We start from the raw sequence: 23375 nt of genomic DNA, 5'->3' as shown, positions 1-23375 counted from the left end.
ACGTCCGAGGTCGGAACGATGATCTTTTCGGGTCAGCCATAGTGATATGATTTAGTCCTTAAAGATAAAAAATGTAAAGCTTCAGTATCTTTTTATTTTTCCCCTCCGCTGCCACACGCGGGACGTGGCTGTTGCGCAACGAGGCTTTAGACAGGCGATAATTTTATCCGGAATTGATTGGTGGCAGTTTTAATAGCGATAAGGTTAAATATCGCTTGAGGCTCTAATAAGCTTATTATCGCATCCCAAAAGTTCGTTCCTCCGTATTTGATCAACTTCTTAAGGTTATATGCGATTCCTGCCATTATCATACACTTATTAGCCAGTTTTATCCCAATTGTATTTACTTTTCGCATACCCAGGTATTCGATCAGGTTCCCAATGACAGGTTCAACGGTACTTTTCCGTATGGTCATCATCTGTTTACCGTAATCATCGTTCATGCGTTTGTGCATTTCCTCAAATAAAGGTTTAGTTATGGAACTGGTCAACATTTTATAGGTTGACTTACCAAGACATTTCATGCGAATAGGGCACTTTTTGCAATCGGACCGTTTGCTCATGTATGTCTTTGAAACGCCATGATGATTTTTGTAACCAATGAACTTTAATGTGTTTCCCTGACTGCATTTGTAAACATCATTTTCTGCATCGTATGCAAACCCATCACGTTCCTGTTTATAAGTTCCGGTATTGGGAATATAGCCGGTAATACCTCGTGAGATAAGGCTTTCCAGTACGGATGAACTACTGTAGTTGGCATCAGCAATGACTTCTTCTACCGTTAAGCCATATTCCTTTAGGTTATTATCTATCTTGTCAATTACCGCATCAAGGCATTGGCTATCTTTCTTATCTGCATGGAAAGCCCCGATACTGGTAATAATATAGCTGGAGGTATCAACGCTAAGCTGGCTAAGGTAATTTAGCTTCATTACTTTGCCCGGCTTTACGGACATCCTTGAATCAGGATCGGTTGTGCTGACGCGATTTGCATTAGTGCGCTTTTGAGGTTTAGGATCTTCGGGCTTATCGGATATTTGATCATCATTATTACCCTGTTTTGATTCCTCATCTTTTAACTGACTGGTAAAGGCCATAGCGTCTTCCATGATAGCCTTCTCCTTTATACTGTCCAAAGCCGCATTGGCCTTTACATATACACTATCAACGGCCTGCCTTTTACCGGTTAACATTCCTTTGTCGATGCATTGCTTTAATACTTGTTTGAATAGTTGGTTAAATACATCTTCATCATAAAGCTGACGGGTACGGCTTAAAGTAGAGTGCCAGGGCAATTCTTCGTCAATATCATAACCAATAAAATAGAGAATATCAAGGCGCATAGCGGCTGCATTAACAATACGCCGGTCACTTGGTTGATTTTCTAAGTAACCAACAAGCAACAGCTTAAAGAAAACAATCGGATCAATGCTTTTTTGTCCATCTTTCCCGTAATACTTCGAGGTAGCAGAATATAAGAACTGTAAATCCAGTGTTTCCTTAAGTTTACGATATATATTGTCCACAGGAACACGGTCGGACAGTTGAAAATTAGTAAAGAGCTTCTCTTGATAATGCTTCTTTCCTTGCATGACATTAAGATACTAAAAACCAACATCTTGCCATAATTATTGTGTAAATAAATGATGCGTTGCGCAACAGCCACGTCCCGCTTGTGGTTCACAGGATACCTCCCACAGTTGGCGCACGCGTGCGCCAACTGTGGGACAGATTTTATTATCAAAGTAATATGCTTTTTATAAATAATATTTAAATTCATGATAAAATCTAAACCTCTTATCATGAAAAAACTACTGGCTATTATTCTGCTGTTTCCATTTGTATGCAAAAGCACCATGGTGAACGCACAAAGTAAAAAAGTTACAAAGGCTTACAATGTGGCAACAAAACTTGCCATGATTGCCGACAGCACCCAAAACATCGATACGTTGATGACGTTAACACCAGCTAATCCTGTGTTGAAGTGGAAAATAATTAATGGAAAAAATTACGTATTGATGGCTACGTTTACCGGTGATCTCCAAGGGTATCCGGTGGGAGATTCAACCAGAACAACAAACGAGGTCTGGCTGTTTATTCCCGGCCAAATGCAGTACCGGTTACGGAGTAAAATGACTTCTAAAACCGATACTATTCTTAAATTAAATGAAATGCTGGGCTTGCCGCCTGTATCGGGGGATACCCATATAGCACAATTTTGGGTGCAGGTCGACAATGTTTTCCGGCCTGCAGGAAGTCCCGACGTCACCGTACCAAAGGCTTCGGGTACATTATCATTAAATGCAAGTCCGGAATATAAGCTTTGGTTCAATAATTATATCATCACATCCTATTTTCAACCGCTCACGAGTACTGAGGTGTATTATCCATGGACACGAATGGGTTATACTTACAATTGGGCGCCTGGCGCAAACCGGGTTGGTGTGAGTGAGTTTGTGTTGAATCCTTATTCAGGGATATGGGTGGAAGCCGTTATTAAAGCCAGCGATTATTTTAAGAAAAAATTTTAGGCCTTTGACCTCTTATGGAATTCTTGAATAGATTGCCAGAGCTTATATACTGTTCTATACTTTGAATATATGCACTGTTTTTATTTCAGCGGATCTTAGGTTATCAAATTTTAAAATAATTGTGTTTTTCACACTTTTAATTTTTTATTTATATATTGGTCTTGCAATCACTAAACTTTTTAGTTCAAGCCAATTATTTACGCAATAACCGATCCGGACGAAAATCCATCTATGGATTATTTGTTAGGACGCCTGCAGGAACGACCAGCTGACATAAGTTTTCTTGCCCAAAGCCAAACGGGAAACAAGTGTTTTTTAAATAAAAAAAATGGATAACAATAAACAGAAACGTGTTTTACAAATAAGAGGATTAGCGGCAGCGATGCCCTTGTTAGTCATATTGTTGGCCTTTACTAACATATCCGGTAACCACTTATCGTATAATTTATCGGCGATTGATACGCCGCTCACTGAATCACAAAAGCATTTGGCTAAAAATGGCTTGAAAGAGCTCGATGTGGCCCCTGGGCTGCGGGTTGAAACGATGGCGACAGAACCAATGTTAATCAACCCTACTAATATCGACGTGGATGAAAAAGGAAGGGTTTGGGTGACGGAGGCCTATAATTACCGGTTTGAGATTAACCAAAACAAACCCAGAGAGGCAGGCGACCGCATAGTAATTTTGGAAGATAAGGATGGAGACGGAAGCTTGGAAACCAGCACGGTGTTTTATCAGGGTCCCGAGGTTAATGCACCTTTAGGTGTGTGCGTATTAGGTAACCGGGTACTGATATCACAAAGTCCCTACGTATGGGCTTTTTATGACGATAACAATGACGGTAAAGCCGACCGAAAAGAAATATTATTTCAAGGGATAAGTGGTATACAACATGATCACGGAATGCACAGTTTTGCATTCGGCCCCGATGGTAAACTATATTTCAATTTTGGGAACGCCGGTAAAACCCTCAGAGATAAAAATAATGAGGTTGTACTGGATCAGGATGGCGATGAGATTGGTCCTAAAAAATACAAAGAAGGAATGTTATTTCGCTGTGATCCGGACGGTACTCATGTGGAATGCCTGGGCCATAACTTTAGAAACGAATATGAATCGGCCGTCGATAGTTATGGAAATATATGGCAAAGTGATAATGATGATGACGGGAACAAAGGCGTTAGAATCAATTATGTTATGGAATATGGAAATTATGGATACACCGATGAAATGACCGGGGCCAGCTGGACAACCAAGCGGATTAACATAGAAGATTCTATTCCGCTTCGTCACTGGCACCAAAATGACCCTGGCGTCATTCCCAATCTGTTACAAACGGGATCCGGTTCTCCTTCCGGAATGGCATTTTATGAAGGGACGCTGTTGCCACGGCAATTTCAAAATTCAATGATCCATGCAGAACCAGGACATAATGTTGTCCGGTCCTATCCCGTACAAAAGGCCGGCGCGGGATATACCGCCGGCATCCTTAACATGCTTGATGGTGAGCGGGATCAATGGTTTCGCCCGGTGGATGTCTGCACAGCACCGGATGGTTCTTTAATTGTAGCCGACTGGTATGATCCCGGCGTTGGAGGACACCGGGTTGGGGATCTTCAGCGCGGCCGTATATACCGGGTTGTTCCTAAAGGTATGAAAGCCACTTATAAAATACCTGAACAGGACTTTACTACTCCTAAAGGCGCAATCATTGCCTTGCAAAATCCAAATCTTGCCGTTCGCAGGCATGCCTTTATCGCATTAAGCAGCATGGGAGACGCCGGAGTCGCAGAGCTGGAAAAACTTTGGACAACATCGACCAGTTCCCGTATGCGTGCAAGAGCCCTATGGGTGCTTTCCAAATCAGCAAAGGCCACAAAATATCTTTCAGAAGCCATCGGGGATTCTGATCCTGATTTGAGAATAACCGGGCTAAGAGCAGCAAGAGAAGTAAATACCGATGTGCTTAAACTTGCAAAAGCCCTGGTAAATGATCCGGACGCGCAGGTAAGGCGCGATTGTGCGATTGCGTTACGGCACCGGAAAGAGGCAGAGGCCGCGACGATATGGGCGGCACTCGCCGCGAAACATGATGGCAAGGACAAATGGTATTTAGAGGCACTGGGTATTGGGGCCGACAAGCAATGGGACCAATTCTTTGCAGCCTACCTGAAAGTAGTACCGGATCCTTTATTAATAGCCGGAGGCAGGGACATCATATGGCGCGCACGTACAAATACCGCTCTTCCATATCTGGTAAAACTGGCTTCAGATGCAAATGTTCCATTAAAATCCCGTTTGAGATACCTCAGAGCTTTTGACTTTTATACGGAAGCTGATAGATCCAAAGCTTTGGTCAAACTATTAGAAGAAAATAATGGTAAAGATTTAAAATTGAGTGCCATCGTATTAAAGTCATTAAATCCTCAGGATATATCGGGCTCACCTGTATCCCAGGAACAGTTGAAACAGGTTTTAAATTCATACACAGGGACACAGGATTTTGTTGATATGGTAAAACAATATAATATTACCACAGAAGCTGATAAATTGATGGATCTGGTGACGGCCAACGGTATTCAGAGTAACGGAGGATATCAGAGCGGAGGAATCGGGGCCGATGCGGCCAGGGTATTACTTAAAGCTAATGAAGATCTTCGGTTCCTAAATGTTATTAAAGGTAAAGATCAGCAAAAGGCATCCAATGTTTTAGCAGTGCTTGGCGTAATAGGCAACGATGAGTCAACAGCTATCATGTCAAAGGTGGTTTTATCAAACCAGTACAGCATGCCCATACGTCAAAAAGCGGCACAAATGCTGGGTAAAAGCCAAAATGGGGAAGACCGCGTTCTGGAAATGCTCCAGGGAAAAAAATTGCCTCAGAGTTTAATTACACCGGCTGTTGCTGGCTTGAGCGGAACACTCAGAAAAAGCACATTGGATAAAGCAAAGGCCTTTTTACCCAATACTAATGTTGCCAAAATTGCTAAAACCAAGATGCCTTCTGCTAATCTTAATGCCATACTTGCTTTAAAAGGAAATGTCCTGAAAGGTAAGGCCGTTTTCCTCAGAACTTGTTCCGTATGTCATAGAGTTAATAAAGATGGTTTTGAATTTGGGCCTAATTTATCAGAAATAGGTGCGAAATTACCAAAGGAAGGATTATTTGATGCTATTATTAACCCCTCTGCGGGTATTAATTTCGGATATGAGACCTCACAACTAACTATGAAAGACGGATCAACCCTGGTGGGGATCATTTCAAGCCGGACAGAGACAGATATCGAATTGAAATACCCTGGAGGTTCTGTTCAGAAAATTAAAACCAATGATGTTAAGCAAATAAAAAAAGTGTCGACATCTATGATGCCTGCCGGATTAGCCCAAACGATGTCAAAACAAGAATTCGCTGATTTACTTACGTTCCTTGCCTCTTTGAAAAAGAAAGGATAATACAAAACTGTATGGTATTGAAATGTTTTAATATTGAAAATCGTTCTTCGCCATATAGAAGAAGTTCTTGTTTAACGTCGAATATATATACTGTTTTTATTTCAGGGCATATAGTTTCTTGATAATAACAGGTGTGAGAGCAAGGTTTAGAAAGCTTGTGTAAATGCCGGGAAAGTAACCGCCTGTCTTTATACAGAATATAGGTTCCCTATAGCATTGCCAAACATGCCAAACACGATAAAGAACATAGCGAAGAACTGTAATATCTTCCAATTCTTTAAAAAGCCAATAGCACCCATTAAAAACATGAAATAAGCTGCCATGTTAAAGGTCACAAATAAATTGTGGTTATAGGCATGGCCACCAAGTTTTTGCAAAGTTTGTCTTCATCGTGGTAACCAGCAAACTAAAATCGAAACGGTGTCAGAAATTGTATATGCTCGACACTAATATACAAGCATACCATTAATCCTTAAAAATTCCTTTGGATTAATGGCATTACAAGCATGAACATAAGGGAGTATGACAACCTATCAGAGACTAATTGACAAGGCATGATGAAACACGTTATTAGGATCCCATTTTTGTTTCACCTGCTGCAATCGGGGGTAATTATCTCGGTAATATAGGATTTGCCATGGGATACCCGAACGATTCCATTGCGGGTCAGTCAGGTCTGTATCAGGATGATTGATCATGCAGCCACCGGTCTGCTCGTTGGGCACAGGAACGCCACCCGAGGCGGCAAACAGGTCTTGATAGAAATTGCGTACCCAGCTAAGGCTTGCGGCTTCGCCTTTCGGTTCTCCCCAGCCTGTATTGCATGCGATATCAAGGATACAATCCCGTTGAACGGAGGCTGTTGCTCCCGGCATTATGGCATTTACCCGGCCGCCGTAAGTGGCCATACCTAATCCACCGCCTACCGGCTCATTGTTTGTCAGATATTTATATGCCGTCGTAATCTGATCATCTGTAAAAGGGCGGCGAAGAAAAGCGTCTTTAATCTTAGCTTTTACTTTGTCATACCCTGGCTGAAAAAGTTCCGGAAAAGGGTTAAGCGCAAATTGTAGCCATGCAGTCTCTTCCACTTGTCGCGTATAAGACAAGCCTAAAGGGTCGGCAATTGATGCGAGATGTTCGTCTATGAGCTGTATTGCCGTTGGACCCGCGGTGGAAACGCCTTTCATTTCCAGTTTCCCCATGTTACGATGATTCAGAAAAAGCAAACTGAATAGCTGCTTATAAGGCGATTCCGGGCTGCTATTCTTTTGCGCCCATGCACCGAAATTTTGAACTAATTGCGAAAATAGTTTTTCATTAAAATTATTCCAGTCCCATGAAACCCTAAAGGTCGTAATGGTTTTGGGTGCCTTCGGAAGAGCAGTGGCAGGATTAGCACCGTCGGTTCCCGCAGATCGGAACCAGTATCGGGTAACGATGCCAAAATTTCCGCCGCCGCCGCCGGTATGCGCCCACCAAAGCTCCCGGTTTGGATCATTTTCTTCCCGTGTAGCAATAACGCTGTGCGCCTTGCCGGATGAATCTACGGCAACTAACTCTATAGCGTAGAGATGATCTGCAGCCAATCCATATTCTCTGCAAAGAAAGCCAAAAGCCCCACCCAGTACATGGCCGCCGATTCCTATGTTGGGATGCTGTCCAGACGGCAGAACCACTCCCCAGCCTAAAAAGAGCCTGCGGTACGTTTCACCGACAGTGGCGCCGGCCTCTACTTCAAAAGCTGATCTTTTAGCATCATAGGAGATACTTTTCATCAGGGACATATCAATTAGTACTTGTACGGACGGGTCTGACACAAATCCTTCAAGGCAATACCCACCGCTCCGGACAACTATTCTCTTTTGAGTATTGACGGCTTCCTGCACAGCAGCTACGACATCTGAGGTTGATTCCGGAAGGCAGAAATATTCAGGTTTCCCGGTAAAGCGTTTGTTGAAGCGTTTTTCATTAAGATCAGCAAAACGAATGTCGTTTGAGGTTATCTTTTCCATATGTCTTTTTGCAATGCTTTATTGTTTTGTAAAGTTATATGTGTTCCAGATAGGTTTCAAGTGGGAATCATGACATTTAAAGGGTAAAATGCGACAATTTACGATACAATGGGCCATTGATGACTTACCCTCAGCCGCATTTTGTAGTCTGGAATTAGGTTGAATCGGAATAACCGAACTTTCATTTACCGGAGTTTTTTGGAAAAGCCCGGTTTTTAGCAGGGGAATAAATTTTATTATTATAAGGAAGCAAAAGTTAATTCCTGAGAAATTAGGGTTGCATTAAAATACAGCTCGGGTTATAACATAAACAGGACCAAAAATGATATTGTTGTTTAGTTTTGGGAAATCCGGGAAAAAGCTATAAGATTGACCTCGTGTAAAGTGAGTTAAATAATAAATAATAAATAAGCATTTTATGATACGTAATTTAATTGTATTTACGATTATTTTAATTTCACTCGACGCCAGGGCTCAGCAAGCGCGCAGACCGGTAGATTATGTTTGTCCCCTTGCCGGTACACAAACCAGCCGTTGGTTCTTCTTTAATACCGCGACCAGACCTTTTGGTATGGTAAATCTCAGCCCGGATACACGTTTAGGTGGTGACTGGAATAACGGATATCTTTATGGAGATACAACAATTAAATGCTTTAGTCATATTCATTGCTGGCAATTGTACGGACTGGCAGTAATGCCGTTTACCGGAACGCCCAAAGGCCATTTAGGAACAGACGCATATCAGTCGGTATTCTCTCATGATCAGGAAACGGTTCAGGCAGGGTATTATAGCGTAGACTTAAAAACATATCATGTGAAAGCCGAGCTGACTTCTACCACCCGGGTAGGAATGCATCGTTATACTTTCAGCAAAGATTCGGTACCTGGGATATATTTTGATTTGTGCGCTACGCTAATGGATAAAATACAATCGGCAAATCTGCGAAAAGTTTCAGAAGCGGAACTGGAAGGCTCTGTGACCATGGCGCCTACGTACCGTCGCCCAAAACCGTTTACAGTATATTTTACAGCCCAATTCTCCCAACCGATAAAATTTTTAGGTAAATGGAGGAAAGGGGAGGTTCTAAATGAAAACGCCGATACCATTTCCGGCAAAGATATAGGAGCTTGGGTGACGTTCGATAAAACCGCCCGGCCAATTTTGATGAAAGTGGCACTTTCTTACACCAGCATTCCGGCATCCCGTACTAATATGGTTGCTGAATTACCTCACTGGGATTTTGACCGTGTGGTACGCGAATCGCAAAATGACTGGAATTCCTGGTTGAGTCGGATCGAAGTGAGCAATGAAAATCAGGATTTGAAGAAACGTTTTTACACAGATCTGTGGCATGCGTTGCAGGGACGCCGTATCATCAGTGATGTGGATGGTGCTTATCCCGATAACACCGGGGCATCAACCCGAATAAAATATACTTTGAAAGATAACCATGGCAGGCCTTTTCCGCATTACAATTTCGATGCATTTTGGGGAGCTCACTGGAACCTGTCCCTGCTGTGGGGATTGGCCTATCCAGAAGTGGTGGACGGCTTTTGCAACACCATGCTTGATCTTTACCGCAACGGAGGCCTCATACCGCGTGGACCTTCCGGAGGGAATTATACTTTTGTGATGATCGGAGATGTAGCTTCCCCTTTTATGGGGTCGGCTTACCAGTTCGGGATCCGGAACTGGGATGCAGAACTGGCCTATCAGGGACTTCGTAAAAATGCTTTTCCGGGTGGTATTCGCTCGCACGCGGGCTATGAGCACGACATGAAAAATCCAAAGGGCGGCGGGATAGATTATTATATTAAAAGAGGCTATATACCGGAAGGTATCGAGGGAGAGGGAATGCACAAGGATGGTGCCGCGATGACGCTGGAATACGCCTATCAGGACTGGTGCCTGTCTGAGTTTGCGAAAGCATTAGGCAAGAAAACGGATGCAGAATTATTTGCTAAACGTGGTCAAAACTATAAAAACATATGGAACCCGGCTACTGGATATATGCATCCGAGGAATCTTGATGGAACGTGGATAAAAGATTTCGTGCCGGTGTCGCAAAATAAGGAATTTAATACCCTTGGATTTTGCGAATCAAACAGCCTGAATTATTCACACTATGTTCCTCAGGATCCCAAAGGCCTGATTAAACTTTTCGGGGGAGAAAAGAAATATGTGGCCAGGCTGGATTCTCAAATGATCAAAGGGGAGGGGCAACGGTTTATGGTGCCTCATGGCCAGCACGGAACGGCTTATGGCGATTTTGAAAATGAACCTGCGCTGGGTATTCCTTATATGTTCAACTTTGCCGGACGTCCTGATTTAACTCAGAAATGGGTACGTACCATTAAATCTGCTTTATTTACGAATATCACTCCCGAGGATGGTTATCATGGCGACGAAGACCAGGGTATGATGGGGGCTTACAGTGTACTGATGGCGATCGGCTTGTTCGATTTTCAGGGTGGGGCTGCCTTAAAACCAACCTGGCAGATAACAGCTCCCGTGTTTGATACGGTGAAGATTCATTTGAACAAAGATTATTACAAAGGGGGAACTTTTATGATCGTGTCATCCAGGAAAGATAAAAATGATTGTTATATCAAACGGGCTACATTAAATGGTGAAGGAATAAAAACGCCCTGGTTTTATCATAGCCAGTTGATCAATGGCGGTGAACTGAAATTAGAATTAAGCGATCTGCCGGCAAAGAACCCATTGTAATACTTAATAACATGAGAAAAAACTATGGATCACCTGTAAACTGCATGGGTAGCGGTTTATTGGTGATCACATGGAAGATTCGATGGCACCGAATTAATATTGCCTGGAAATTACCTGCCACGTTGCTGACAATATTAGGCATTAATTAATTGTTTTTTGCCCACTCTTTCAATTGGTCAATCGCTTTTGCCAATGCCCCGGCCGAGCCTTTAAAAGCTGCGGAACCGTTGGGTTTGCCATCAACGCCATACCACTCATAAAAACCATTGTCTTTAATTGTTCTGGCGACCATGGGTTGTAATTCAGCATAAGCTTCTTTAATAAAGCCATGACTTATAAGCTGCTGAATCATTCTGGCGCCGAACCAGGTCCAGTCTCCGCCGTTTTGATATACAAAAGGTTTTGATGCTGTCGAGTTTTTATAAATACCTTCGGGATACACAGGGTAAAGTGTTAAACCAATAGACGGCGCGCCGGATAGTTTGACATTCCTTAGCATGTCCTGATTAACAAGCCGGATTTCATGTTTTGATAAGATCCCAGCCTCAATAGCTATCGCCGTTCCACCGTGGAAGTAGATTTTGTTTTCATCGAAACTTATCGGGAAAGGTGATTTACCAATGTATAAATGCGGAATGAATTTATGATTTTTTGCATCCCAAAGGAATTTTCTGATAGCGGTTATAGTAATGGCTTTTAGCTGTTGCCACTTTTGCCGTTCTGGCCCGGTTTTATAAAAGCCGGCCATGTCAGTAAGCGCTATAACAAACATAGCGTTATCATATATGTCCATAGCCCAATGGGTGTTTTCATCAACATCAACTACTGCGCCACCTTCAACCTGTACGTCGCCCCAATCCTGTGTCGTAGCTCCGGTTAAAAGATGATATTTTTTTGAATAGCGGTTTTTTAATAAATAACTAATGGATACCTCCAGATGTTGTAATGCGGTTTTCCCTGCTATCTTTTCCTGCAAAATGGATTTATCACCGGTTATACGGATATATTTGGCTATAGCCTGTATTAACGACGTTTCCTGGTCTGTTTCTACGGTATTCTTAAAACCCACATGGGAGTTTTCATTTGAAGAGACATAAATATTTGGATCATTCCAGGTTACATGACCTTTTAATACATACCCGTCTACAATTTCACCGTTGGCTTGTTGAAGCTTGAGAAAAGTAAGAAGATTTGCCCTGATGCTGTCACGCCTGTAAACTTTACACGAGGTTTCAATGAAAGTATTAAAATCGCGTATCCAAACCTGTGGATAGCCGTCACCCGCATTAAAGCCTTTGCTTAAAATAGCTGTAGCTTTTTTGTATACAGTATCCAGCTTTTTGTCTGCGATAATTTGTACAGCCAATTTGTGTCTTTGTTGAGCCAGTCCTTGAATAGTAATGCCAATTATTATGACGGTAGTTACAAGGATCTTTTTAGTATTAGTTTTCAATGTTTATGAAGAAATGTTATAAAATGGTTTTCTGAATAGAACCGGTTTTTATTTGGCTGAATAGGGATTTGCAATTATAAATAAAATATGGCATTTGTTTGTACATAAATGTAGCGTTTACCTATAAAGTTGCCCTAAAAGGTGTTTTATCGTAATAATTTCCATTATACAATAAATATATGTTTGTACATAATTAAAATCGCAAACAATTTCCTTAACCCAAATCATAAGCAATCGCAGGTATCGGTTTAAGCGTCTCGAGCAGCAAGTGACAGGCATAGCTGACCCACGCCTCATTCAAGAAATCGATACAGGTTTTTTGAATGGATTTTTTGAAACAGTTGCAAAGGTACGCTCAGGCAAGCGATGGCTGCAACCCTCTCCAGGCTAATAGGTTCCTTGAAATTATCGACCGTGAACTGGAAAACCCGGCCGATCCGCTCCCGGCTCTTGGATTGTGCATCTGCACCTGACTGGTAGATAAAGATTTGCAGGCCTTTTGCACAGCCACTAACTGCAAACATTGCCCGAGCAGTAGTATCCTTTCAAATCCCTCGGTGGTCAATAGTTGCAGAATTCCAGTGAGGCGAGACAGTTTTAAGAAAAAACATATATATTAGACTTATTGCAATCTTGTACTATTGATTTAATGCGTCCCTATAAAGCCCCAAGCTATTCAGATGAAATATTGGTCGACCTGGTTAAGTCCCGGGATGACAGAGTTGCTTTTGCAGAAATCTATCATCGTTATTGGCAGATTCTAATAGACCTGGCTTATCAAAGGTTAAAATCAAAAGAAGCTTCAGAGGAAATTGTGCAGGAAGTTTTCGTGAGTTTCTTTTTAAGACGGCATGAAGTCGAGTTAAGAGGCAATCTTGCATCCTGGCTAAAAACCGCCCTCAAATATAAAGTATATAATATCTATCGTTCTCAGCAGGTTCATTTAAATCACCTGGATATGATCATGCGCGAAACACACATCGGTCCCATGATGCCAGACGAGGTGCTGGATGTTAAGGAAATAAGGGAACGCATGCGGCTTGCAGCAGGCAGACTGCCCGAGAGATGCCGGGAGGTATTTTTACTAAGCCGGTTTGAACACTTGTCCCAACAGGATATTGCAACCCGGTTAAACATATCAGTTAGCACGGTAAAAAAACATATCACTAAAGCAATGCGCGTCATGAAATCTGAATTTCATGAAAATCATTTTGATATGCTAATCCTCATTCTTTTTTTTAGGCATTTTTAATAAAACGTTTTATTAAATTATTGAACTCATTATCTGTGAGTTATGTTTATTTTATAAAAAAGGAATTGCGCAGAGTAGCACCTTTTACCCCTTCAAGTTAATACCTATTAAATAGCCTTTGATGGATAACGATAATACCAGAATACTTCACCTGCTTGAAAAGTTTAATAATGGAACAGCTTCTCCAAACGAATTGCGGGAACTGGACAGTTGGTATGATACATTTGATCAGAACAAAAAGCTAACAGATAGCCTGTATCCTCAGGAAATCAAAAATATGGAGCACCGGCTGCTATCAACTATTGATCAACAGATTGACAAAAGGTTGGGAAGGCAAAGCGGACCGCAGACTGTTCAAACACGAGGGAGATGGTTAGCTGTTATCGCGATATTAGCCGTTTTCCTTACCATTGGTTACCTAACCGTACGAACTTTTGGCATGTTTAACGGAGAGCAAATGGCCAAAAATGATGTTAAGCCAGGTGGCAGCAAAGCGATATTGATTTTAGGAAATGGGAAAAGAATAGATTTGAGCAGTTCAAAGTCAGGAGTGATTTCTAATGAATCAGGGGTAACGATTGCCAAAACAACCGGTACCAGATTAACCTACTTGTCTGATGACCAGGCATCTGATCAGAAAGATCATGGCGTGGGCACAACGAACACTATTATTACACCAAATGGCGGACAGTACGAAGTACAACTTCCAGATGGAACCCATGTATGGCTGAACGCAGCTTCTTCTTTAACGTATCCGGTGCATTTCGTGGGCGGTCAAAGAACAGTCTGGTTAACGGGTGAGGGATATTTTGAAGTAGCCAAAGATAAAACAAGACCTTTTGATGTATCTGCCGGCACCCAGCATGTGCGGGTTCTGGGCACTCATTTCAATATCAACGCGTATCCCGGCGAAGATTCACAGAAAACCACCTTGCTGGAAGGTTCTGTACAAGTCCTTTCAAAAGCAAATGCCATCATGCTCAAACCCGGTGAACAAGCCGTTAATAATGGCATCGACTTGAACATCCTTCATTTAAATGCGGAGGACGCCATCATGTGGAAAAATGGGTTATTCCATTTTGATCACACCGAGTTACATGCCTTAATGCGTGAACTTGCCAGGTGGTATGATGTGGAGGTTGTATATGAGGGCCAATCACGAAGCCGCTTATTTTCGGGAACCATAGATAAAACTTACTCTTTATCGGAAGTGCTCAAAGTGCTGGAATTGGGTAAAGTTAATTACCGTATTGAACTGTCTTTGCCAGGGCCTTCCAAACACAAGCGCCTGGTGATCATTCCGTAAGGCATACACGCTACCAATCATGAACAGAAAGGTTTAACTAAAATCAAAGCAGATGATAAAATAATTTACCAGAGCAACACAAACAACAGGTTGATAAAAAAAGAAACCGGGGAGCGCTTGGAACCCTTCCCCGGATTTGTCTGGGTCAATCCTTAACCACCTGGTTGGAAACCAGCAGGGTTAAAAAGATTAATAAACTGTTTAATGTTTCACATTCACCCAAACGTACAAAAGTATGAATTTAAACTTATGTACAGAACTGGCCAAAAAGCGGCACGGTTCTGTACTGAAATTATTGATGGTAATGAAATTGACTGTCTTAATAATGACCATCGCATGTGTACAGGTTTCCGCCAAAAGTTACGCGCAGCTTGTATCTGTCAATGAGCGTAATACGCCTTTAACAGAGATTTTCAATAAGATCCAGCAGGAAACCGGTTACCGTTTCTTCTGGGAAGAGAACGAAATTTCCGATGTCAGGTTATCGGTCAATGTTAAAAATGTTAGTTTAGAAACCGCGCTGGAACAACTCTTCAAAGGACTGCCTTTTACTTATTCAATCACCAAGAAATCCATCGTTGTTCAAAAAAAGGTGCCGACGTTTTTGGAACGCCTGGTATCCGCATTGACAGCGGTTGACCTGAAAGGCAAGGTAGTTGATGATAAGGGGCTTCCTTTGCCGGGTGCTACCGTTAGCTTAAAGAACGGTAGTTTTCAAAGGGGGATAGTGAGCGATAGTAACGGCGAATTTTCCCTAACTCATGTACCTGAGGGCGAGTATACGATCGAGGTCTCTATGGTAGGTTTCGCTAAATATGTAAAACCGGTTACGGTTAACGCGGATACCAAAAATATCGCAATTACGCTGATACCAGCTGCGGCTAATCTGAGTGAAGTGGTAGTGATTGGCTATGGAACGCAGCAGAAAGCAAGCCTGACCAGCTCCGTGGAAACTGTTTCCAGCAAGGAAATTGAGAACAGGGCTGTTCCATCCGTGTTGAATATATTACAGGGTGAAGCTGCAGGCCTAAACATTCAGCAAACCGACGGCAATCCCGGTTATGGATCAACTTCTGTTGATATCCGGGGTAATAGTACACTTTCCAATAATCCTGTTCTTTACATTGTTGACGGAATGGCGGTTACTGGCATTGACTATTTAAACCCTAATGACATCGCTTCAGTCAGCATTTTGAAGGATGCCTCCGCAACAGCCATCTATGGAGCCAGGGCATCCGGTGGTGTATTACTGATCACCACAAAAAAAGGGAAGCAAAACAGCAAACCCGATCTGCAATATAGCACGATGGTTGGTTCACAGCGACCTGCCAGGTTGCCTAAGTTTGTTGACGCCCCGCAGTTTGTGGATTTGTACAATCAGGCGCAGTTGAATGATAATCCGGGAGCGCAGGTTAAGTTTACGCCAGATCTGGTTCAGAAATATAAATCAGGAGCATTGCCGAGTACAAACTGGATTCCGTACATACTGGATAACCAGGCTCTACAAAATCAACAGAACCTGAGCATCTCCGGTGGAACCAATAATGTGGATTATTTTGTTTCCGGTGGTTATCTTAACCAGGGCGGCCTGATCAAAAATGTCGACTATAAGCGGTACAGTACCCGGGCGAACGTAAACGTACAGGTATCCAAAAGGTTAAAACTGGGCATCAATTCGGTACTGACCAAAGAAGACAAAGAACAACCGGCCTATGGTATAGGAAGCGCACTTCAATGGTCTTATATCGTTCCGGTGACCGAATATCCATATACAAAAGGAGGGCATGACCGCAGCTATCGGGGCGGGGATCAACCGAATGATATCATGACCAAAGCAGGTGTGCAGAATGAAAATCTCAATATCATCAATGCCAATTTCCTGGCTGAGTTTAAGATACTGGATAACCTGGTTCTGAACGGTACCTATGGTTATAATTATACTAATAGTTTCACCTCAGCATTCAATAATAAATATCCGCTGTATAATGATGACGAGCAGATCGTGGTTTATAATAATAATCCCAATAGTGTCTATAAAGCGAATTATGCTCAGAAACATCCTACTACATTATTGACATTAAACTATACCAAGTCAATTGGCAGGCATCATCTGAAGGCATTATTGGGTTACTCACAGGAAGAGGATAGGTATGATTTCAACAGTATTACCCGTTATGGTTTCTTAAATAATTCATTGGATCAGGTAGATGCCGGTTCTTCTGACCCGACATTGACCAATGTTTCCGGGAACGCTACCTCTTACGCTATCCGGTCATGGTTCGGGCGGTTCAATTATGACTTTGACGGAAAATACCTGCTGGAGGCCAATGCACGCTATGATGGCACCTCTGTTTTTCAGAATAAAAAATATGGTTTCTTCCCATCCATATCTGCCGGCTGGATTGCTTCAGAGGAAAGTTTTTTTAAACCGTTGACAAATGTGGTCAGCTTCTTGAAGATAAGGGGTTCCTATGGTCAGGTTGGTAACCAGAATGCCAGTGGTTTATACCCCTGGGCCAATACTATTGCCCAGGACAAGTATATCTTAAACAAAGCCAGTGTAACTACTACCTATTACAATAATTCGCCCAACCCGGATTTAACATGGGAAGTAAAAACAACCGCCAACTTGGGTATTGATTTTACGATTTTCCAGCACCTGGATGTCAATGTCGATTTTTTCAGGGACAGAACAACGGGAATACTGAGATCGCCAAGTGTACCCAAAACCTATGGTATTGACGCGCCTCAACAAAATGTAGGCAAAATGCAGAACCAGGGCTTTGAGCTCAATATAGCTTACAAAAACCATATCGGTGATTTTAACTATCGCGCATCGCTGAATCTCTCAGACAACAGGAACAAGATCCTGGATCTGGGCGGAACGGGACCAAGCTATGGAGATAACCCTCTTATTGTGGGTCAATCCCGCTGGGTATGGTACGGGTTGCAGGCTGAAGGATTGTTTCAATCGAAGGATGAGATCGCCAGTCATGCCACACAGGATCCCAGGGATCAACCAGGAGATATAAAATTCAAGGATGTTAACGGTGATGGCAAGATCACGCCCGACGACCGGGTGGTTTTAGGTCAGGCAACCCCACATTATCGTTACGGCATCTCGCTTAGCGGATCCTATAAGGGTTTTGATGTATCAATATTGCTTCAGGGTGTCATGAGCAATCTTGCCCGTGTTAGTGGCGGAGCCCAGGTGCCTTTCTTCTACAATGGTGATGGAAATATCTTGCAATCGCAACTCGATTATTGGTCGCCATCTAATCCCAATGCACGGTATCCCATACTGAGGACGGATCAATCCATCAACAACGGACAGTTTTCCAGTTGGTGGTTATTTAAGGCTGCTTACATGAGGTTCAAAAATGCCCAGTTTGGTTATACGTTTACCAACAGGCTGACCAAGAAATTGGGTGTTGCATCGGTACGGATTTTTGCCGCAGGGGATAATCTTTTGCTGGTCACAAGCAAGAATTTTCCAAAAAGCCTCGATCCCGAAATCTCCAACTATGGAGACGGATCCAATTATCCGCAGGTACGGAACCTGAGCCTCGGTTTAAACGTTGGCTTTTAGTCAGGAGATTTTCAATGATTGATCTTAACAAAATATGATGATGAGCAATAACATAAAGAAATTAACGATAGTATGGAGCGCGCTGATATCCTGTTTTTTAGGGATAGGTTGCAAAAAAGACCTGCTGAATCAGAACCCGCTTAACCAGATCACAGATGCCACCTATTGGCAGTCGTCTGATGACGCCGTGATGTTCGCAACAAGAATGTATACCTACATGCCCCAGGACAATTTTGTGTATTATGAAGGCATGAGTGATAATGGGATCACTAATGATCCAACAACCCGTCGCTTCGGCAACAGTACACAGGATCCAACAATCAGTTCCAAGGAGTGGAGCTATGAGCCCATGAGGCAGGCCTACAGTTTTTTCGCCAATGTGGATAAGGTGCCTGGTATGGACGCAACGCTGAAAGCCAGGCTTACCGCTGAAGTTAAGTTTGTGCTGGCTTACCGGTACTTTATCATGGTCACCTTGTACGGCGACATTCCTTTTGTCAACAGCCTGATCACCGACCCTAACGCCGCTGATCTGCCAAAGACTTCCAAGGCAGATATTACTAAAAGTGTGATCCAATGGCTGGACGAGGCTGCGGCTAACCTACCGGTGTCCTATACGGGAGCTGATCAGGGACGGGCGACCAAAGGAGCTGCGCTGGCGCTAAAGGCCAGGGTGTATCTTTATAGTGGTCAGTTTGTTGAAGCCGCCGCGGCTGCAAAAGCAGTGATGGATATGAACATTTACAAACTATACCCGGATTATTATGCTTTTTTTCAAAAAGATGGGGACTATTCATCAGAAGACATCTGGTCGTTTGGGTACACGCTGTCTGTTCGGCAAAATAGTTTGAGGGATATTCTTGGCTCTCAGGCGCTGATGAACGGCCGGAACATTTTGGACCCGACAGCCGAGCTGGTAACGGATTACGAGAGTAAAAATGGCTACTACCCGTATACCAAAGATCCGGCTTATGTAGCCACCGATCCATTTAATAACCGCGATCCGCGATTAAGAGCGAGCATCTTATGCCCCGGTGATATTTTTCCTTATCCGCAATTTCCGAATATCAACCAATATGATCCTTTCAATAATGCCGGGGATAGGATTGGGGGGGACCTGGGATCGCGTTCCGGGTTTTCCTGGGCAAAAAATGTAGACCATTATGACTACGTTCGTTCCGGTACAAACAACTGGAAAGCATTTCGTTATGGTGAGGTGCTGTTGAATTATGCGGAAGCGCAAAATGAAACAGGCGGACCTTCTGCAGATGTAATAGCAGCTGTTGATCAGATACGGACAAGGGCAAAAATGCCAACGGTAGCGCAGACATTTGCTATCAATGGGCAAACAGTAAGCCAATCAACCATGAGAACATTTATCCGGCATGAGCGGCGGATAGAACTGGCCGGGGAAGGTTTGCGTTATTTTGACCTGATAAGATGGAAGATAGGCGAACAAGTGATGCAGGGGCCGATATATACGGTTGACGCGTCTGCCGGAATTGCCGCCATCAGTACAGCAAACGGTCATATCAATAAATATCCTAAAACGGTGATTGAAACCCGATATTTTAATAACCCGAAGTTTTATGTGTGGCCAATCCCTCAATCGGCTATCGACGCTTCCAAGGGGATTTTAACACAGAATCCATTATGGAAATAAAATCAGCAAGCGGTCAGTAACATTTAATACTGGCCGCTTATGATAAGCACTCAAGAGAACCCTGACGGAATTTTAACCGGGGGACAATATTTATTATCGCATATGAAAACCAAATTCTTTTTTATAACATTAATCAGCTGTCTTTACCTTTCTTTGGATATAAAGGCCCAGATAAAGGATAGTGAAAAGCTTGAGCTTTCAAAATTACAACGGATGTTTGTAGAGCTCCGTTTCGGTATGTTTATTCACTTCAATATTCCTACCTACGAGGATGCCGATTGGCCGGATCCGGAAACACCAGCCTCGGATTTTAACCCCGCCAAACTGGATGCGGATCAGTGGGCCAAGGCAGCAAAGTCGGCCAATATGTCTTATGGCTGTATAACAACCAAGCACCATAGCGGTTTTTGCATCTGGGATACCAAAACAACCAATTACAATGTGATGCATAGCCCTTATAAAAAAGACGTGGTGAGGCAGTTTGTAAACGCGTTCAGAAAGAACGGGCTTAAGGTGATGCTTTATTATTCTATCCTGGATACCCATCATAAATTACGTCCAAACGAGATTTTGCCCAGCCACATTGAGATGGTAAAAAAACAGCTTACTGAATTGCTAACCAACTATGGTCCTGTGGAAGCGTTAATAATTGATGGCTGGGATGCTCCCTGGTCCAGGATTTCTTATGATGATGTGCCTTTTGAGCAGATCTATAAACTGGTTAAGTCGCTGCAACCCAACTGTATCCTGATGGATTTGAATGGCGCTAAGTACCCGTCGGATGGTTTGTATTATACCGATATCAAAACCTATGAAATGGGGGCGGGGCAGCGTCTTTCCAAAGAAACCAATACGATGCCCGCGCTGGCCTGTTTGCCGTTGCAGAGTTCCTGGTTCTGGAAAACAGATTTTCCCAGCACGGCAGTCAAAGATCCGGCTACACTGGTTAATGAAACTCTGGTACCGCTGAACAAGGCTAATTGTAATTTTATTCTGAATGTGGCACCAAACCGGGATGGCCTTTTTGATGAAAACGCTATAGCTGCCCTAAAGGAGATAGGCAGGCTTTACCATAATCAGGCAGAATCTGCTACCTTCAGGGAAACCGGTGCGCCGATTATTTCAACTAACCTGGCCAAAAAGCAGCCCGCCAACTCCAGTTGGAGCGATGACATGAACATTATGGATTTTGCTAACGATGATAATTTTCACAGCTCGTGGCAATCCAATCCAAAAGTTAAACAACCATGGTATGAAATAGATTTCCGGACTTCACAAACTTTTAACACCATTGTGGTTTTTGAGAGTAAGGCCAATATTAAAAGATACAGGCTGGAATACTATGATAACAAAACCTGGAAAACACTATTTGAAGGCGAAAATCTGAGCAGAGTGAAGTTACACCGTTTCCCAAAAGTGCATGGTGATAAAGTGCGCATTGCTATACAAACCTTTGATAATCCACCGTCGATCGCTGAGTTTGAAGTTTATAACGAACTCCGATGAATTGTAAAATCGAACAGTTTTCTGCAGGGTTGAATTGAACGGAAACCTGAACAATTAAAAGACCTCTTTACGCCATCGTAAAGAGGTCTTTTAATTGTTACAGTAAAGTTGAGTACTCCCTAACTTTAATTGCCGTTGAATAAATTTGTTCATATCTAGCTGGTGCAGGCGTTGCGTGGCTATCAGAGGAAACATACACCACATGCTTGAGCCTGCAATAAATGTTTTATTTAATTATGAAAGCGGCTAAGGTACTTCTTCTTCAATTATCCCCTTTTCAACTTTAAGAAGAATCCCCTTCTGTTTAATATCAAGTTTTTGTTTAGTATCAAATCGCGAATAATGAAGTAAAACGGTATCGCCCACTTCAACAGGATAGGTAATATTGGCATAGGTCAAGTCAAATCTCGACGGCCCCAAATAAATGATCAGGCCATCGCCAGGCGGGTCCTTTTGAGTGATTTTACCGGTTAATATGGTTTTAGGATTATTTAATGATAGTTCATTTTCTTTAATGCTGTAAATAGCATATATGTTATACAAAAGCATAAGGATCAGGAAGAAGAGAAAATACCATAACCCTAAAAAAAAGCTTAGAACTAAAAGCGGTAACAGTAAAACATTCCCCTTGTACTGATTCTTTATCTCCTTTTTAATAACTTGTTTGTCTTCTTCTGTTAAAGGCATTAGAACCGTGGTATAAAAATCATTTACGCTTTCGTAAAGCTGCTCGGGCATAATGTAATCTGCAATTTGTATTAAAGTCAATTGTGTTTTGATGATTTCGTCCCCTCAGGATAGCCTAAAAGTGCGAATGAGCAGTCTGCAACCCAAGGTTCTCTGAAAGGAACACTGAGTGAAGATCATATTTCAATTCCCTACCGTCACTTTACTATACTTATTTCTGTATTCAATTGGCGTAATTCCCGTAACCTTTTTGAATACATCCCTGAATGCTTTTAAATCACTATAACCAACATCAAACATAACTTCCGATACGTTTTTTCTTGAGCTTTCAAAGCTGCGTTTGGCGGCTTCAATTCTTACCCTTTGCACATATTCAACGGGCGTATTATTGGTAGCCAGTTTAAATCTCCTTTCAAAGGTCCTTTGGCTAATGTCTACTTTATCTGCCAGATCATTAATAGTTAATTTGTCCTGATAGCTTTTTTCGATGTAGTTTTGTGTTTGTAAGATCTCCTTATCATTATGATCTTTTTGCCCGGTGAAAATTGTAAAAGCACCCTGACTGTTGCGATCTATATCTATAGCAAAATATTTGGCGGCCAAAATAGCGGTATTTCGGTCGGTGTATTTTTCTAATATATAAAGCAGCAAATTCCATATCGAGTTTGCACCGCCGCTCGAATAAATTTTACCTTCATCAGTAATAACAGAACCCTCCACAATATTTATTTCAGGAAACATGTCACGAAACTGATTATAATAAGCCCAATGTGTAGAGCATTGCTTGCCATTTATCAAGCCGGTTTCTCCTAACAAAAAGGCCCCTATGCATAAACTTGCAACCTCGCTGCCCTGGCCATACATTTTTCCTATCCAGGGAATCGCTTTCTCATTTGCTTTTATTGCCTCGTTGATATCGCCATAAATGGCAGGTATTATGATCAGATCAGTTTTTTGAATGTCTTGTATTTGCCTGTCTATTTTTACGGAGTATTCGCCATCATTGGTAGCCACATAATCTTTTAAGCCTACATATTCTACATCAAATAAAGGTTTTTTATCAAATGCTTTTAAAAAATCATTGGCTGTTTTAAACAAACGGTAGGGCGGGGTTACAGCCTCAATGGCGGCATTTTCGGGCACATAAACAGACACTTTTTTCATTGTTATAATTATTCGTTAATA

Annotated in this window: 15 protein-coding genes; 9 read left to right on the top strand and 6 right to left on the bottom strand. The window is 42.4% G+C overall.

Features of this window, described 5'->3' with window-relative positions; all coding sequences use genetic code 11:
• Positions 1-146: 146 nt before the first annotated feature.
• Positions 147-1595 (bottom strand): IS1182 family transposase, encoded by a 1449-nt coding sequence (locus tag ACNURT_RS18485; protein WP_419698974.1) that lies wholly within the window; start codon positions 1593-1595, stop codon positions 147-149.
• 210 nt (positions 1596-1805) lie between these two features.
• Here ACNURT_RS18485 and ACNURT_RS18480 point away from each other — a divergent pair, with 210 nt between their 5' ends.
• Entirely contained in the window at positions 1806-2534 is a 729-nt protein-coding gene (locus tag ACNURT_RS18480; RefSeq protein ID WP_419698973.1) for a hypothetical protein, read from the top strand.
• A 328-nt stretch (positions 2535-2862) separates the two neighbouring features.
• Positions 2863-5988 carry a PVC-type heme-binding CxxCH protein gene (locus ACNURT_RS18475; RefSeq protein WP_419698972.1) on the top strand — a complete coding sequence of 1042 codons (3126 nt, stop codon included), beginning with the start codon at positions 2863-2865 and terminating at the stop codon, positions 5986-5988.
• A 188-nt stretch (positions 5989-6176) separates the two neighbouring features.
• On the opposite strand, the gene ACNURT_RS18470 is transcribed toward ACNURT_RS18475, so the two are convergent.
• Positions 6177-6311, bottom strand: coding sequence for a hypothetical protein (locus ACNURT_RS18470; RefSeq protein WP_419698971.1), 135 nt, complete (start codon positions 6309-6311; stop codon positions 6177-6179).
• A 210-nt stretch (positions 6312-6521) separates the two neighbouring features.
• Positions 6522-8003 (bottom strand): FAD-binding oxidoreductase, encoded by a 1482-nt coding sequence (locus ACNURT_RS18465; protein ID WP_419698970.1) that lies wholly within the window; start codon positions 8001-8003, stop codon positions 6522-6524.
• 418 nt (positions 8004-8421) lie between these two features.
• Here ACNURT_RS18465 and ACNURT_RS18460 point away from each other — a divergent pair, with 418 nt between their 5' ends.
• Both ACNURT_RS18460 and ACNURT_RS18455 read left to right on the top strand, forming a co-directional pair.
• A complete protein-coding gene (locus tag ACNURT_RS18460; RefSeq protein WP_419698969.1) occupies positions 8422-10734 on the top strand; it encodes a GH92 family glycosyl hydrolase in 2313 nt (770 codons plus the stop codon).
• An 11-nt stretch (positions 10735-10745) separates the two neighbouring features.
• Positions 10746-10883 carry a hypothetical protein gene (locus tag ACNURT_RS18455; RefSeq protein WP_419698968.1) on the top strand — a complete coding sequence of 46 codons (138 nt, stop codon included), beginning with the start codon at positions 10746-10748 and terminating at the stop codon, positions 10881-10883.
• On the opposite strand, the gene ACNURT_RS18450 is transcribed toward ACNURT_RS18455, so the two are convergent.
• Positions 10880-12100, bottom strand: coding sequence for a hypothetical protein (locus ACNURT_RS18450; RefSeq protein WP_419698967.1), 1221 nt, complete (start codon positions 12098-12100; stop codon positions 10880-10882). The two genes, ACNURT_RS18455 and ACNURT_RS18450, sit on opposite strands and share 4 nt — an antisense overlap.
• 736 nt (positions 12101-12836) lie before the next feature.
• Between ACNURT_RS18450 and ACNURT_RS18445 the strand changes: the two genes are divergently transcribed.
• From ACNURT_RS18445 to ACNURT_RS18425, 5 genes are all read left to right on the top strand, one after another.
• Positions 12837-13439, top strand: coding sequence for an RNA polymerase sigma-70 factor (locus ACNURT_RS18445; RefSeq protein WP_370995451.1), 603 nt, complete (start codon positions 12837-12839; stop codon positions 13437-13439).
• Between the two features lie 121 nt (positions 13440-13560).
• Entirely contained in the window at positions 13561-14745 is a 1185-nt protein-coding gene (locus ACNURT_RS18440) for a FecR family protein (RefSeq protein WP_419698966.1), read from the top strand.
• A gap of 235 nt (positions 14746-14980) precedes the next feature.
• Positions 14981-18334: a TonB-dependent receptor gene (locus tag ACNURT_RS18435; RefSeq protein ID WP_419698965.1), complete on the top strand. Its 3354-nt coding sequence runs from the start codon at positions 14981-14983 to the stop codon at positions 18332-18334.
• Between the two features lie 40 nt (positions 18335-18374).
• Positions 18375-19997: a RagB/SusD family nutrient uptake outer membrane protein gene (locus ACNURT_RS18430; protein WP_419698964.1), complete on the top strand. Its 1623-nt coding sequence runs from the start codon at positions 18375-18377 to the stop codon at positions 19995-19997.
• A 102-nt stretch (positions 19998-20099) separates the two neighbouring features.
• The gene (locus ACNURT_RS18425; protein ID WP_419698963.1) at positions 20100-21503 is read left to right on the top strand and encodes an alpha-L-fucosidase; all 1404 of its coding nucleotides are present in this window, start codon (positions 20100-20102) and stop codon (positions 21501-21503) included.
• 246 nt (positions 21504-21749) lie between these two features.
• Here ACNURT_RS18425 and ACNURT_RS18420 read toward each other — a convergent pair whose 3' ends face one another.
• On the bottom strand, positions 21750-22241 hold the full coding sequence (locus ACNURT_RS18420; RefSeq protein WP_419698962.1) for a hypothetical protein: 492 nt from the start codon (positions 22239-22241) through the stop codon (positions 21750-21752).
• Positions 22242-22373: 132 nt separating this feature from the next.
• Positions 22374-23354: a GlxA family transcriptional regulator gene (locus ACNURT_RS18415; RefSeq protein WP_419698961.1), complete on the bottom strand. Its 981-nt coding sequence runs from the start codon at positions 23352-23354 to the stop codon at positions 22374-22376.
• Positions 23355-23375 lie beyond the last annotated feature (21 nt).

It is taken from the genome of Mucilaginibacter sp. NFX135, from assembly GCF_048565145.1.
Lineage (GTDB): Bacteria > Bacteroidota > Bacteroidia > Sphingobacteriales > Sphingobacteriaceae > Mucilaginibacter.
This window is presented reverse-complemented; position numbering and strand designations above follow the sequence as displayed.